12 protein-coding genes and 1 tRNA gene are annotated in these 14,158 nt (G+C 59.6%); 4 read left to right on the top strand and 9 right to left on the bottom strand.

The window, feature by feature from the left end; all coding sequences use genetic code 11:
• Positions 1-9 precede the first annotated feature (9 nt).
• The gene (locus RS75_RS16465; protein ID WP_045022221.1) at positions 10-1,209 is read right to left on the bottom strand and encodes an aspartate aminotransferase family protein; all 1,200 of its coding nucleotides are present in this window, start codon (positions 1,207-1,209) and stop codon (positions 10-12) included.
• Positions 1,210-1,640: 431 nt separating this feature from the next.
• Between RS75_RS16465 and RS75_RS16460 the strand changes: the two genes are divergently transcribed.
• Positions 1,641-2,174 (top strand): GcrA family cell cycle regulator, encoded by a 534-nt coding sequence (locus RS75_RS16460; RefSeq protein WP_045022219.1) that lies wholly within the window; start codon positions 1,641-1,643, stop codon positions 2,172-2,174.
• Between the two features lie 292 nt (positions 2,175-2,466).
• Here RS75_RS16460 and phoB read toward each other — a convergent pair whose 3' ends face one another.
• The 7 genes from phoB to phoR form a co-directional block, all read right to left on the bottom strand.
• A complete protein-coding gene (phoB, locus tag RS75_RS16455) occupies positions 2,467-3,150 on the bottom strand; it encodes a phosphate regulon transcriptional regulator PhoB (RefSeq protein ID WP_003493692.1) in 684 nt (227 codons plus the stop codon).
• Positions 3,151-3,181: 31 nt separating this feature from the next.
• A complete protein-coding gene (phoU, locus tag RS75_RS16450; RefSeq protein WP_045022217.1) occupies positions 3,182-3,907 on the bottom strand; it encodes a phosphate signaling complex protein PhoU in 726 nt (241 codons plus the stop codon).
• A gap of 98 nt (positions 3,908-4,005) precedes the next feature.
• Positions 4,006-4,821: a phosphate ABC transporter ATP-binding protein PstB gene (gene pstB / locus RS75_RS16445; protein WP_045015181.1), complete on the bottom strand. Its 816-nt coding sequence runs from the start codon at positions 4,819-4,821 to the stop codon at positions 4,006-4,008.
• Between the two features lie 14 nt (positions 4,822-4,835).
• The gene (pstA, locus tag RS75_RS16440) at positions 4,836-6,158 is read right to left on the bottom strand and encodes a phosphate ABC transporter permease PstA (RefSeq protein ID WP_045022215.1); all 1,323 of its coding nucleotides are present in this window, start codon (positions 6,156-6,158) and stop codon (positions 4,836-4,838) included.
• Positions 6,155-7,639, bottom strand: a complete 1,485-nt coding sequence (gene pstC / locus RS75_RS16435) for a phosphate ABC transporter permease subunit PstC (protein ID WP_045022213.1) — start codon at positions 7,637-7,639, stop codon at positions 6,155-6,157. The genes pstA and pstC overlap by 4 nt, the downstream gene beginning before the upstream one ends.
• A gap of 274 nt (positions 7,640-7,913) precedes the next feature.
• The gene (locus tag RS75_RS16430; RefSeq protein ID WP_045022211.1) at positions 7,914-8,948 is read right to left on the bottom strand and encodes a substrate-binding domain-containing protein; all 1,035 of its coding nucleotides are present in this window, start codon (positions 8,946-8,948) and stop codon (positions 7,914-7,916) included.
• A 195-nt stretch (positions 8,949-9,143) separates the two neighbouring features.
• Entirely contained in the window at positions 9,144-10,412 is a 1,269-nt protein-coding gene (gene phoR / locus RS75_RS16425) for a phosphate regulon sensor histidine kinase PhoR (protein ID WP_045022209.1), read from the bottom strand.
• 228 nt (positions 10,413-10,640) lie between these two features.
• On the opposite strand from phoR, the gene ppk2 reads away from it, so the two are divergent.
• Positions 10,641-11,522, top strand: coding sequence for a polyphosphate kinase 2 (ppk2, locus tag RS75_RS16420; protein WP_045022208.1), 882 nt, complete (start codon positions 10,641-10,643; stop codon positions 11,520-11,522).
• 57 nt (positions 11,523-11,579) lie between these two features.
• Here ppk2 and RS75_RS16415 read toward each other — a convergent pair whose 3' ends face one another.
• Entirely contained in the window at positions 11,580-12,725 is a 1,146-nt protein-coding gene (locus RS75_RS16415) for a hypothetical protein (RefSeq protein WP_045022206.1), read from the bottom strand.
• A gap of 255 nt (positions 12,726-12,980) precedes the next feature.
• Here RS75_RS16415 and RS75_RS16410 point away from each other — a divergent pair, with 255 nt between their 5' ends.
• Both RS75_RS16410 and RS75_RS16405 read left to right on the top strand, forming a co-directional pair.
• Complete coding sequence (locus tag RS75_RS16410) at positions 12,981-13,943, top strand: NAD(P)H-dependent flavin oxidoreductase (protein ID WP_045022204.1); 963 nt, start codon at positions 12,981-12,983, stop codon at positions 13,941-13,943.
• Between the two features lie 136 nt (positions 13,944-14,079).
• Positions 14,080-14,155: transfer RNA gene (locus RS75_RS16405), tRNA-Thr, on the top strand.
• The last annotated feature ends 3 nt before the right edge of the window (positions 14,156-14,158 follow it).

The following is a 14,158-nucleotide window of genomic DNA, read 5'->3' as shown; positions in this document are numbered from 1 at the left end:
TTGATTTCTTCAGGCGATTTTCGCCTGTTTCGCTGTCAGGGAGGCGGCAGCCGCGTCGACACGCGCCAGGCCCTCGCGGGCCTCTTCCGCCGTGGTGATGAGCGGCGGCAGAAGACGGATGACGTTGTCGCCCGCAGGCACGCCAAGCAGATGCTCCGCGCGCATGGCCTGCAGCAACTCACCCGAAGGAATCCTCGCCTTGATACCCATCAGCAGACCTTCGCCGCGGATTTCCTCGATCACATCAGGATAACGATCCTTAAGCGAGGCAAGTCCCTGGCGGAAGACCAGCGCGACATCACGAACCTTTTCCAGAAAACCGTCGGCCAGAACGACATCCAGCACGGCATTGCCCACGGCCATGGCCAGCGGATTTCCGCCATAGGTGGTGCCGTGCACACCCGCCGTCATGCCGGAAGCGGCATCTGCGGTCGCAAGGCATGCGCCGAGCGGGAAACCACCGCCGATCCCCTTGGCGACCGCCATGATATCGGGCGCAACGCCGGTATGTTCATAGGCAAACAGCTTGCCCGTGCGGCCGACACCCGTCTGGACCTCATCGAAAATCAACAGCAGGCCGTGCTCGTCGCACAGGCCGCGCAGGATTTGCAGGAATTCCTTGCTAGGCGCACGAATGCCGCCTTCGCCCTGAATGGGCTCGATCAGCAACGCAGCCGTTTCAGCGGTGATGACGGCCTTCAGGGCGTCGACATCGGCGAATGGCACCTGGTCGAAACCTTCGACCTTGGGACCGAAACCTTCGAGGTATTTCTGCTGGCCACCGGCGGCGATCGTCGCGAGCGTGCGGCCATGGAAGGCGCCTTCGAACGTCACGATACGGAACTTTTCCGGATGGCCCTTCGAGAAGTGATAACGGCGCGCGGTCTTGATTGCGCATTCCAGGGCTTCCGCACCGGAATTGGTGAAGAACACCTTGTCTGCGAAAGTCGCTTCCGTCAGGCGCTTTGCCAGTTTTTCCTGCCCCGGCACTTCATAGAGGTTCGAGACGTGCCAGACCTTCTCGGCCTGCGTCTTGATCGCATCGACAAGGTGCGGATGGGCATGGCCGAGCGAGTTGACGGCGACACCCGCCGCAAAATCCAGATATCGTTCGCCGCTTTCCGTATACAGCCAGACGCCCTCACCGCGCTCGAAGCGCAGGGGGGCTCTTGAAAACGTATCAAACAATGGCGCGCCGGCTTCGGCCATGGCTGTATCACTCCTTGCGCGGTTGCGCTGTCAAACGGTTGTCAATAGGCTTGCGGGGTTATCCCTCGCCTGAAAATCAAAAATGCCGCCTTGCGGCGGCAGGGGCACTATTGTCACTTCGTTTGCCGATGTCAACAAAAGTCCGCGTTTCCCGGGCTTCTCCAGCACTAGTATGCCGTGGCGGACGAGGCCCAAGGTGTTGCCTTTCAGACTCAAGATAGCAGCAAGTTGGGGAAAACCGGAAAATCGATTCCAGATGATTCCCGCGACTCTTGCCACGGAGTCAGCCTAGCATTAGGTTAATCGCTAATTACTAGACTGCGATGCGGCGGAACTAGTCACCTAAAATCTGGCGGAAACCACGCTTGCGGCAAGCCCGCGAGACAGAGAAGGATTCTGCCGAAAATACACGCGACAAGCGGAGAAGCGGCATGAACTGGACAGACGAGCGAGTCGAAAAACTCAAGAAATTGTGGTCCGAAGGGCTTAGCGCCAGCCAGATAGCAGCACAGCTGGGCGGCGTCAGCCGTAACGCCGTGATCGGCAAGGTCCATCGTCTCAATCTGCCGGGACGCGTCAAGGCTGGCGGTCCGGTCACTTCGGCGCGCTCCGCGCCCAAGCGTACCGCTGCACCTGCCCCGCGCGCGACGACTTTCGCAGGCCGCGTCAATGCGGCACCGGCGCGGATCCTGAACCGTTCGAACGCGGCAACGGCGCTGCACGAGGAGATCGGCATCGAGACCGCACAGCTTCTTGAATACGTTCCTTCCAGAAACGCGGTCACGCCGATTTCCCGTCGCCTGACGCTGACGGAACTGACGGAACGCACCTGCAAGTGGCCGGTCGGCGACCCGTTGAAGGACGACTTCCATTTCTGCGGTTGCGAAGCGCTGGAAGCCTCGCCCTACTGCAAGTTCCACGCGAAACTCGCCTATCAGCCGGTGAGCGAGCGTCGCAAGGCTTGAGTGTTGCGGCACACAATCAGCACTCAAAAATTACGGGCCCTCGGGCCCGTTTTTTTATGACAAAATTCAAGGCGGTTCTGCGGTCAACTCACCGATAGAGTGCCGCGCCCTTTCCTATCGGGTTCCGCCTCACAATCATGATTTCAGCGGGGCCGTCAGTCACTCTCTTCATGGGATGAAGGGGTCGCGTTTGCGGAAGGGTCAAAACCGAAAGGCCCGACACCATTTCGGTTTCGGGCCTTCTGACTCTTGGGGATATTGTCCCGAGTGAAACCGTCGCGTTCGGGTCCGCTCAGGCTTCCATCGAGTATCCGGCGCCGCGCACGGTGCGGATGACATCCTGCATATGGGAAAAATTCAGGGCCTTGCGCAGGCGTCCGACATGCACATCGACAGTGCGCTCATCGACATAGATATCGTGACCCCAGACCCCATCCAGCAATTGCGAGCGGGAAAACACCCGACCCGGTGATGTCATCAGGAATTCGAGCAGACGGAATTCCGTCGGGCCGAGGCGCACTTCGCGGCTTTTGCGATGGACGCGATGGGTTTCGCGATCCAGTTCGATATCGCCGCATTTCAGCACCGAAGAGAGAACCTCGGGACGGGCCCGGCGCAGCATGGCCTTGACGCGAGCCATGAGTTCCGGCGTCGAAAACGGCTTGACGACATAGTCGTCGGCACCGGTGGCGAGACCGCGAACCCGCTCGCTCTCTTCACCGCGCGCCGTCAGCATGATGATGGGCAGGCGTTCGGTTTCCGGCCGCATTCTCAAACGCCGGCACAGTTCGATACCGGAAACACCAGGCAGCATCCAATCCAGGATGAGAAGGTCCGGAATGCGTTCCTGCAGCCTGATTTCCGCCTCGTCGCCACGGGGTATCGTGTCGACGTCGTATCCCTCAGCCTCGAGATTGTAACGAAGCAGGACGCTCAACGCTTCCTCGTCTTCCACAACTGCAATCTTGGGCACCATATGCTGAACTCCGCAAGCTTCTGCTTGTCTGTTACTCGGTCACCGAACCAAGCGTGTTGGAACTGTCGTCCTTCGGACGCTCGCCCTCCGGCTGGCTGCCGGTGGTCATGTAATAGATCGTTTCGGCGATATTCGTGGCATGGTCGCCGATACGCTCGATGTTCTTGGCGCAGAACAGAAGGTGCGTGCAGGTGGTGATGTTGCGCGGATCTTCCATCATGTAAGTCAGAAGCTCACGGAAGAGCGACGTGTACATGGCGTCGATTTCCTCGTCGCGTTCGCGGATGGCATTGGCCTTTTCGGCGGAACGTGTCGAATAGACGTCAAGGACTTCCTTGAGCTGCACCAGCGCAAGCTCGGACAAATGCTCGATGCCGCGGGCGAGCTTGCGCGGCACGCCGGTTCCGGCAACCGCGATAACGCGCTTGGCCGTGTTCTTGCCGAGATCGCCGACGCGTTCGAGATCGCCGGCGATACGCAGGGTGCCGATGATCTCGCGAAGATCGGCCGCCATCGGCTGCCGTCTGGCGATGGTGACGATGGCCTTGTCGCCGATTTCGCGCTCGGCGTGATCGAGAATAGTATCGTCGGAAATGACCTTCTGCGCGAGCGCGGCATCGGAATTAACGAGCGCGCGCACGGCGTCACCGCACATCTGCTCGGCAAGACCGCCCATTTCTGCGATGCGGCGTGTCAGAAACTTCAATTCGTCGTCATAGGCGGACAGGATATGCGAATGGGTCGTTGTCTGTGTCATGGTCTAGTCCTCCGGCTTGGCCCGCATGCACGTGCCCGGAAGCGGGGCACGGCAGGGGCACCAGTCTTGTTCGGTTTCGATAAAGCAGCGGCCGGGGATCAGCCGAAGCGGCCCATGATGTAGTCCTGCGTGCGCTGGTCGTCCGGATTGGTGAACATCTTGTCGGTTTCGTTTTCCTCGACGAGATGGCCAAGGTGGAACATGGCCGTGCGCTGGGAAACACGCGCCGCCTGCTGCATGGAGTGCGTGACGATGACGATCGTGTAGTTGGTGCGCAGTTCGTGGATCAGCTCCTCGACCTTCGCCGTCGCGATCGGGTCCAGCGCCGAGCACGGCTCGTCCATCAGGATCACTTCCGGGCTGACGGCAATCGCGCGCGCAATGCACAGACGCTGCTGCTGGCCGCCGGAGAGGCCCGTACCGGATTCCAGCAAACGGTCCTTCGCCTCATTCCAGAGACCCGCTTTCTGCAGGCTCTGCTCGACGATCTGGTCCATATCCGCCTTGTTGCGGGCAAGACCGTGGATGCGCGGGCCGTAGGCGATGTTTTCGTAAATCGTCTTCGGAAACGGGTTCGGCTTCTGGAACACCATGCCGACGCGGGCGCGAAGTTCCACGACATCGATCTGCTGATCGTAGATATCGTCGGTGTCGAGCGTGATCTTGCCAGTGACCCGGCAACCGTCGATCGTGTCGTTCATGCGGTTCAAGGTGCGCAGGAAAGTGGATTTACCGCAACCGGACGGGCCGATAAGCGCAGTCACCGTGTTCTCGCGGACATTGAGATTCACGTCGTAAAGCGCACGCTTTTCGCCGTAATAAACCGAAACGTCCTTGCCGATCATCTTGTATGAAACTTCATTCATTTTCTTGTCCAGCGCCTTTTCAACTGCTGCTTCCGACAACATGTTCATTGCTCAATCTCCCTCTACCAGCGCCGTTCGAAGCGGCGACGCAACAGGATTGCGCCAACATTCATGAGAATGAGGAACAGGAGCAGGATGATAATAGCGCCGGATGTCCTTTCGACAAAGGCGCGCTCTGCTTCGTTCGCCCACATGTAAATCTGCACCGGCAGGGCCGTGGACGGATCCATCGGCGTTGTCGGGTAGTTCGCAACAAATGCCACCATGCCGATCAGGAGCAGCGGCGCCGTTTCGCCCAGCGCGTGGGCGAGGCCGATGATGGTGCCGGTCAGAATGCCCGGCATGGCGAGCGGCAGGACGTGGTGGAAGATCGTCTGCATCTTGGAGGCGCCAAGTCCGAGCGCTGCGGCGCGGATCGACGGCGGCACGGCCTTCAATGCGGCACGGGTCGCGATGATGATCGTCGGCAAGGTCATCAGCGTCAGGACGAGGCCGCCGACCAGAGAGGCGGAGCGCGGAAAGCCCATGAAGTTGATGAAAACGGAGAGGCCGAGCAGACCGTAGACGATGGAGGGAACAGCCGCCAGATTGTTGATGTTCACCTCGATAAGATCCGTCAACCGGTTCTTCGGGGCGAATTCCTCAAGATAGATGGAGGCCGCGACACCGATCGGCAACGACAGCACCAACACGATCAGCATCATGTAAAACGAGCCGATCAGCGCGACACCGACACCCGCCGCTTCCGGACGGCTCGAATTGCCGTTGACGAAGATGCCGGTATTGAAATGCTTGCCGAGCTGTCCGCTTTCGGCGAGCTGGTTCATCCAGCCAAGCTGCTGATTGGAGATACGACGGTTGGCTTCATCCCCCGTCATATCCACCTGGCCCTTGAAGGCGCTGTCGACATCGCCCGACGCCAGAAACGTCACGGTGCGTGTGGTGCCGATGACAGCGGGATCGGCGACGACGATATCGCGCAGCTGTGTCCGCACGCTGTCCGAGATCATCGTGTTGACCGCGCGCAGACCGGCCTTATCCGTCGGCGCGACGCCGAGAATCTTGGCGACCGCATCACGGGCGAGGATGGGATAATTGGCTGTCATCAGCTTTGCGGGATTTGTGGCCCGCTCGTTCTTCGGATCGATGATCAGTTCGGAAAACTCGACCGGAACGGTGATCATCGTCTGCTGGAAGGCGGTGTGGCCCTTGGCGACGACCGACCAGAGCAGCAGGAAGAGGAAGATGAGGCCAAACGAGATCGCTGCCATTCCATAAGCTCGGAAGCGGCGTTCGGCGGCGTAGCGGCGCTTGATGCCGATATCACGGCGCTTGGCGCTGTTTACGGCAGCAGCGCCGGCTGCGGGAGAAACGATGTCGGTCATTCATATTGCTCCCGGTATTTGCGCACGATGTAAAGCGCGTAGATATTCAGGCAAAGCGTGATTGCGAAAAGCGTGATGCCCAGCGCGAAGGCCACCAGCGTTTGCGGCGAGGTGAATTCAAGGTCGCCGGTCAGCTGGCTGACGATCTTGACGGTCACGGTGGTCATGGGTTCGAAGGGGTTGAGCTGCAGGCGGGCTGCGACGCCGGCCGCAAGAACCACGATCATGGTTTCGCCGATCGCACGCGACGCCGTCATCAGCACGGCGCCGACGATGCCGGGAAGAGCGGCGGGAACGATGACCCTCTTGATGGTTTCAGAGCGCGTGGCGCCGAGACCGAGAGAGCCGTCGCGCAGCGAACGCGGCACGGCGGTGATGATATCGTCCGACAGCGACGAGACATAAGGGATCAGCATGATGCCCATGACGAAGCCGGCGGTGATGACGCTCTGCGCCTGGATGAAGTTGGCGTATTCGCCCGTTGTCAGACCGCTGATCTGCGTGGAGATGTCTCGCAGAAACGGACCCACCGTCGTCAGCGCGAAGAAGCCGTAGACGATTGTGGGGATGCCCGCGAGTACCTCGAGCAGCGGCTTCACCACGGAGCGAAGGCGCGGCGACGCATATTCCGACATATAGATCGCCGAAAACAACCCGACCGGCACGGCGACCAGCATGGCGACCAGACCGATATAGAGCGTGCCGGCAAGCAGCGGGATCAGGCCGAACTGGCCGGACGAGTCCGTCGCACCGGCCGCCGCAAAACGCGGATCCCACACCGTTCCGAAGAAGAACTGATGCGCCGGAACCATGTTGAAGAACTGGATCGCTTCCGTCAGCATCGACAGCACGATGCCGACGGTGGTCAGGATGGCGATGGAGGACGCAACGAGCAGGGCCGCGAGAATGACCCTTTCGACCCTGTTACGCGCCCGGAAGCGCGGCGCGATCGACCGCAGCGCATAGACGGCGCCAGCAAGCGCGGCCAATACCACGGTGGCGATCATTCCGATGCGGCTGGTGGAGGTCATCGCGTTCAGCGTCTGGGCGGCATCGACCATGAAACGCTCGGGATCGCCGGCGATCGCGACACCCTTCGATGCCAGAAGCGATCTTACCGCCGTCGTGTCCGCATCGATCTTTGCGGTTTCTTCCGGCGTCAGCCGCTGAAGACCGCGGGCGATGGAGGTCACCATGCCGTATGTCAGGCTCTGCTGCGCTTCGGACTGGGCGCGCACGTCCTCGGGAAATTCGCCGCGCACCGCCGAGGTGACGACCAGCGGGCTGATAACAAGCCAGACAGCAAGAATGAGCGCCGCGGGCAGCACTGCCCAGACGACCGCGTAGGAACCGTGATAACCGGCACGGGAATGCATGCTGGAGGGACGCCCGCCAGACAGAGCAATGGCACGGCGGCTGCCGAGCAGATAACTGCCGATGCCGATCAGCGTCAGTATCAGCAAAAGGATCGATGTGTTCATTAGAGTTCCCTCGGCGTGCCTCAAGAGCACGGTGCGATATCGGGCAAATCAAAAAGTCATCAAAACGAGACCGCTGGACCATCCAAAGATGCTTGCCGCCTGACTGTAGCAAAGTCTGGCAAGCGTCAAGGTTGATACATCCTATCCATCTGTAATCCATCAACAATTATGTGGACGGTGATGGATGGGAACTGTCAACCGCAGACAATCGCCTTAAGCGGAATGGCACCGGAGCGGGATGAGGGGCGCGGCAGGCCGCACCCCTCTTTCTTTATTACATCGAAGCGCCGGCAGCGAACTTTGCGCGGATTTCTTCGCGCTCTTTTTCCGGAGCGGCAACGAGGCCGTAGTTTGCGAGCGGAGAATCAGGGCCGATCATCTCGTCAGAAACGAAGAACTCGACATATTCCTTGAGGCCCGGAATAACGCCCAGGTGAGCCTTCTTCACGTAGAAGAACAGCGGGCGCGAAACCGGATACTTGCCGCTGGCAACGGTTTCCGTGGACGGAACAACGCCGCTGACGGTCGCGACCTTCAGGCGGTCGGCGTTGTTTTCATAAAATGCCAGGCCGAAAACGCCGAGGCCGGCCTTGTTGGCGTCGATACGGGCAAGCGTTTCGGTGTAGTCGCCGTCGATGTCGACCGCAGCGCCGTCCTTACGGACTGCAACGCACTTGGCAGCAGCCTGCTTGGCGTCGGTAATCAGCTTCTTGATGGCGTCGGTAGCGCCGGCTTCCTTGCAGCCGTCAGCCATGATCTTCTCTTCGAAGACTTCACGCGTGCCGTGCTTGGAACCCGGGATGTAAGCGGCGATCGCTACATCAGGCAGTTCCTTGTTGATTTCCGACCACTTCTTGTAAGGGTTGGCAACGAGCTTGCCATCCTTGACGATTTCAGCGGCGAGACCGAGGTACAGATCCTTCGGCTCGAGCTTGAGGTCCTTGTTAGAGGAGTCCATCGCGAAGACGATGCCGTCGTAGCCGATCTTCACTTCCTGAACGTCGGCAACGCCCGCAGCCTTACAGGCGGCCAGTTCGTCGCTCTTGATCTTGCGCGAAGCGTTGGCGATGTCGATGGTGCCTTCGCCGACGCCGGAGCAGAATGCCTTCAGACCGCCGCCCGTACCGCCGGACTCGACAACCGGAGCCTTGAAGTTCGGGAAAGTCTCGGCAAAAGTCTCAGCAACGATCTTGGCATAGGGCAGAACCGTGGAGGAACCAGCAACCTGAATCTGGTCGCGAGCAGCGGCGGCGCCAGCGAAGGCGACAGAAGCCACCAGAGCTGCTGCGGAAAATTTAACGATGTTCATTTTTCTCTCCCGTCGTGGGCTTGTTTGTGGACGCAGCCGATAGCGGCACTCGCTCTAAGCATGCGATCGGCGATCTTTTCTTAACCACCGTAACCACTTCCTTTTATGTCACTTCGATGAAAGATTTGTGACAATCTAAATCATTGATTTTATTTATTAATTTTTGTGACATTGATGACAGGAATATTCTCCATGTCAAAATCTGACGGTAAAGTCCGTGCCGTTGCCCAGTTCCGATTTAATGATGAGGCGGGCGCGGTGGCGGGTGAGGATGTGCTTGACGATGGCAAGCCCCAGACCCGTCCCTTTTTTCGAGCGGCTGTCGGCAACGCTGACACGGTAAAACCGCTCCGTCAGGCGCGGCACATGCTCGGCGGGAATGCCCGGCCCCTTGTCGATGACGCTCACCTCCACCGGCTTGCCGGGTTCGGCACGCAACCAGACGTCCACGACCTTGCCTTCCTGCCCGTATTTGCAAGCATTTTCAACGAGGTTCTGGAATACCTGCACCAGCTCGTCGCGGTCACCCTGCACTTCCGCCGGCCGATCGGGCAGATGAAGAGTGATCGCCACATCCAGCTCATCGGCAAGCGGCAGCAGCGCATCCCGCACATGGCCGATGACGGACACGAGATCGACCTTCTGGTCCGGTGCGATATTGGCCCGCAATTCCAGCCTTGAAAGCGACATGAGGTCATCCACCAGCCTGCTCATGCGCGTGGCCTGATCGAGCATGATGGCAAGAAAACGTTCCTGCGCTTTCGGATCGTTGCGGGCCGGTCCCTGCATGGTTTCGATGAAGCCGCGCAGCGAGGCGAGCGGGGTGCGCAATTCATGACTTGCATTGGCGACGAAATCGCTGCGCATACGGTCGATACGGCGAAGCTCCGAAACATCGCGGAACGACAGGATGTAGAATGGCGGACCCGCCACCTCCCCCGCATCCGCGCGGGCGATGCGGACGATGAAAACCCGCTCTGAGGGAAAACGCTCCGAGTGTTCGACCTGGTTGGACTGACCGGTGGTGATGGTTTCGCGAATGACATCCAGCAGACCCGGCGAACGCAGCCGGGCGGAGATATGCGCGCCAGCCGGAAGCTGGCCGAAGGCGCGTTCCGCCGCGCCGTTCTGATATAGCACGCTGGCGTTTTTATCGAGGATGAAGACCGGTGTATCCAGAACCGCAAGGCCGGCCTTTACGCCGGAAATAACGTTTTCGCCAGGCACTTCCGGCTCATCCGTCTCCGCAGCCGCGTTTTCTTTCTTTGCCGGCGCCACCGGCCGCTCCCGAACGGCCAGAATGGCGATGACGGCGCAGAGCCACAGGATAGCGGGCATGTAGGGCGTGTGCAGTTCCGAAACGGCCACGACGGCAAGCATGCTGACGACGAGAACGGGCAACCAGTTTCGGCCAAGCTTTTTCCCCAAAAGCTTCAATCCACTATCGCCTTTCATCACTGCCATTTCAGCCGCTTTCCACTTTCATCTGACAGCACATCGAAATCTCATAGGCCAGCTTCATGACAGAGATTCATCGCTGCGCAATTTCCACAACGTATATGCGCATAATCTGCGCCGCAATCGTCACTACCAGGGCTCCCGGCCCGGCAATCCTCTTTCACTTGAATTCTGCCGGCGGATGTGAACTCATTGGCGGCGAGTTGCCTTTACACAACAACATCAGGAGGAAACATGGACGAGGAAACGAAGACGCGATCGGTGGAGCTCACCATTGGCGGCAAGCTGCGCAGCTTCGACATAGACGATCCGATTCTTCCCGACTGGGTGGAGGAAAAGAAACTTTCCGCCGGCGATTTCCCCTACGACAAAAAAATGAAGCGGGAGGAATACGACGCCGCTCTCGAAGCGCTGCAGGTGGAGCTGGTCAAGGTGCAGTTCTGGCTGCAGGCCACCGGCAAACGGGTGATGACGGTTTTCGAGGGCCGCGATGCGGCCGGCAAGGGCGGCGCTATCTTCGCGACCCGCGCCTACCTCAACCCACGCTATGCCCGCGTGGTGGCACTGACCAAACCGACGGAAACCGAACGCGGCCAATGGTACTTCCAGCGCTATATCTCACATTTCCCGACAGCCGGTGAATTCGTTCTCTTCGACCGTTCCTGGTACAACCGCGCCGGTGTCGAGCCGGTCATGGGCTTCTGCACCCCGCAGGAACACAAGCGCTTCCTCAAGGAAACGCCGCGGCTGGAAAAGATGCTGGTCCATGAGGACGTCCATCTGTTCAAGTTCTGGCTCGACATCGGCCGCGAAACGCAGATCGAGCGCTTTCACGATCGTCGCCACAGCCCGTTGAAATGCTGGAAGCTTTCGGACATGGACATAGCCGCGCTGACGAAATGGGACGATTACACGCAAAAGCGCGACGAGATGCTGGAAAAGACCCACACCGCCGACGCCCCTTGGACTGTGGTGCATGCCAACGACAAACGCCGTGCCAGAGTGAACCTCATTCGCCACATCCTCAATGCGCTCGACTATGACGGCAAGGACAAAAAGGCGATCGGCGAGATCGACGGCAAGATACTGGGATCAGGACCGGGTTTTCTCAAATAGGACCTTGAGACAATGACAAGCGCCCTGGCGGCGCTTGTTCCTCTTCTTACCGGCTTCTTACTGACCGGGCAAAATGCGCACGGAATAAAGATTGACCGGACGCCCGTTGCCATCGATGTCGCTGTTGATGAAGATCTTGCCCGGCGCATTCGGGGCAAGCGAGCGCTCGAACGTCGCATTCAGCAGCATGTCCGCACGTTCGGCCGTGGCCGTGAAGCGGTGACGGGAGCAATCGCCCAGGGTAGCGAAATCGCAGGCGACGGAAACCTGCGTCTGCCGGTCGCTAGAGGATTGCAGCGTGATCGATATGGTCGAGGATTTACCCGCCATATCCCGCATCACTTCCACCGGAACCTCAAAGCTGACCGCGCCATCCTGCGAGACGCTTCTCGACGTCACCTTTATCGCCTTGCCAGCGGGTGTGGCGATATTTTCGACATTGGCGCGTGGACCCGCCGAAATCCCCGAGTTGCCACGCTCGGCATTGAATATCTCGATCCAGTCGTCCGAGAAGCCACGGCCGGGGGAAAGGCTCGGTGCGGGCTCAGCACCGTTGAAGTCTTCAGCCTCAACCTGTGCCGGCGGATTGGGCACGCTGGTGTCGCGCTGCTCCGGCGATAGCAGCAGGCCGGAGGAATAGACCCACCAAGCACCGACACCGACAAAAGCCAGCAACGTCACGAACATGAAAAGTCGGGCGAAGAGTCCGCGACGCTTGCGCCGGCCGACCGCACCTTCCGGGCGAAAGGCAAGCGACGCGTCGCCTGCACTGGCGCTTCTCATCGGCGCCTTTGCGTTGCGACGGTCCGCACCCGGACCTTCCGGAGCAGCGGTGGGGGCCGGCCGCGCATCACGCGTTTCGCCGCGCAATTCCGGCTCGACGGCCATATCACCGTGGTGTTGTGCCTGTGAAACGGGATCGACCGAGAGTTCATCATGCGCGGTATTTGCCGGCAAAGGCGGCCGCAATTGCTGCTCCACCCTGTCCAGAAGACGGTTACGCTCTTCACTCTCGATGACGTGGATCACGCTTTCGAGCCGCTGGCGCTGCTGGGAGACGACCTGCGGATCGTCTATGCCCTGCTTGCGCAGGCCCGCTTCCAGTGCCTGACGGGACGATTGGTAAATTCGTGCACGAACTTCGGCGTTCGATCTGTCCGATTTTTCCAGAGCATTTCTGATTGCCGTTTCCAGTCCGCTCACGACCGATCCTTGTTCTACTGCTCTTCGCAAAAAAATATGTGGCTTGCGCCGTTGGTTTACGATTCGGTAACGGCTATGCCGCGCCTCCGCAAGCATCGTTTGCGATAAAGACCGGATTGCTTTGGGGAAAATCGATCCATTGTGGCGCTTCGAACGCAGGTTTGAGAGGTCGGCGCGGTGCTGTTTTCGCTTTCAATCCACCGCCGAACACGATATTGACTTACGTGCGCGTAAACGTAATTCGTGGGAGGAGACATGCTGCCGTCCGTGCTGAAAGACAATCTGCGTCTTCCGGTCATAGCGTCACCGCTATTCATTATTTCGCATCCGCAATTGACGCTGGCGCAATGCAAGGCCGGCGTCATCGGCGCTTTCCCCGCGCTCAATGCGCGGCCTGAAAGCCAGCTGGACGAGTGGCTGGCGATGATCACCGAAGAGCTGGCCGCCCACAACCTTGCCAATCCCGACCGTCCGGCCGCTCCCTTTGCGGTCAACCAGATCGTCCATATGTCCAACCGACGGCTGGAACACGATCTTGGTCTTTGCGTGAAATACAAGGTGCCGGTGGTGATTTCCTCGCTCGGCGCGGTGCCGGAAGTCAATGCCGCCGTACATTCCTATGGCGGCATCGTGCTGCATGATGTCATCAACGATCGCCACGCCCGCTCCGCCATCCGCAAGGGAGCGGACGGGCTGATTGCGGTGGCGACAGGTGCTGGCGGACATGCGGGCACGCTTTCGCCCTTCGCTCTCGTTCAGGAAATCCGCGAATGGTTCGATGGCCCCCTGCTGCTGGCCGGCGCCATCGCCAATGGCGGCTCCATCCTCGCGGCACAGGCCATGGGCGCGGATATGGCCTATATCGGCTCCCCCTTCATCGCGACACAGGAGGCGCGCGCCTCTGACGGTTACAAGCAGGCGCTCGTTGAGGCGCAAGCCAAGGACATCGTTTATTCGAACTATTTCACCGGCATCCACGGCAACTATCTGAAAAGTTCGATCGTCGCCTCCGGCATGGACCCCGACAATCTTCCCGAAGCGGACCCTTCGAAAATGGATTTCGAAGCCGCCACCGGCGGTGCAAAGGCCTGGAAAGATATCTGGGGCGCCGGGCAAGGCATCGGCGCAGTCAAGGCGGTGGAGCCGGTGGCGGACCTCGTCGATCGTCTGGCCAAGGAATATGAGGAAGCGAGAAAACGCATCTGCGGGAAAGCCTGAGGCCACGCGTAAACAGTGGACAGGCAATGCTTTTCGCAGAATTTTCACGACCCTTGCATTCAAGGCTTGAAATCCTTCGGCATTGCCTGTATCAGCCCGCCATGAAGCTGATCCGTGACAAACGGGTCACAATCGGGCCGCTTTAGCTCAGTCGGTAGAGCACGTCATTCGTAATGACGGGGTCAGGTGTTCGAGTCACCTAAGCGGCACCATTT

It is taken from the genome of Rhizobium nepotum 39/7, from assembly GCF_000949865.1.
Classification (GTDB): domain Bacteria; phylum Pseudomonadota; class Alphaproteobacteria; order Rhizobiales; family Rhizobiaceae; genus Agrobacterium; species Agrobacterium nepotum.
Note: the sequence above shows the minus strand (reverse complement) of the source record. Positions and strands in the feature narration are given on the sequence as shown.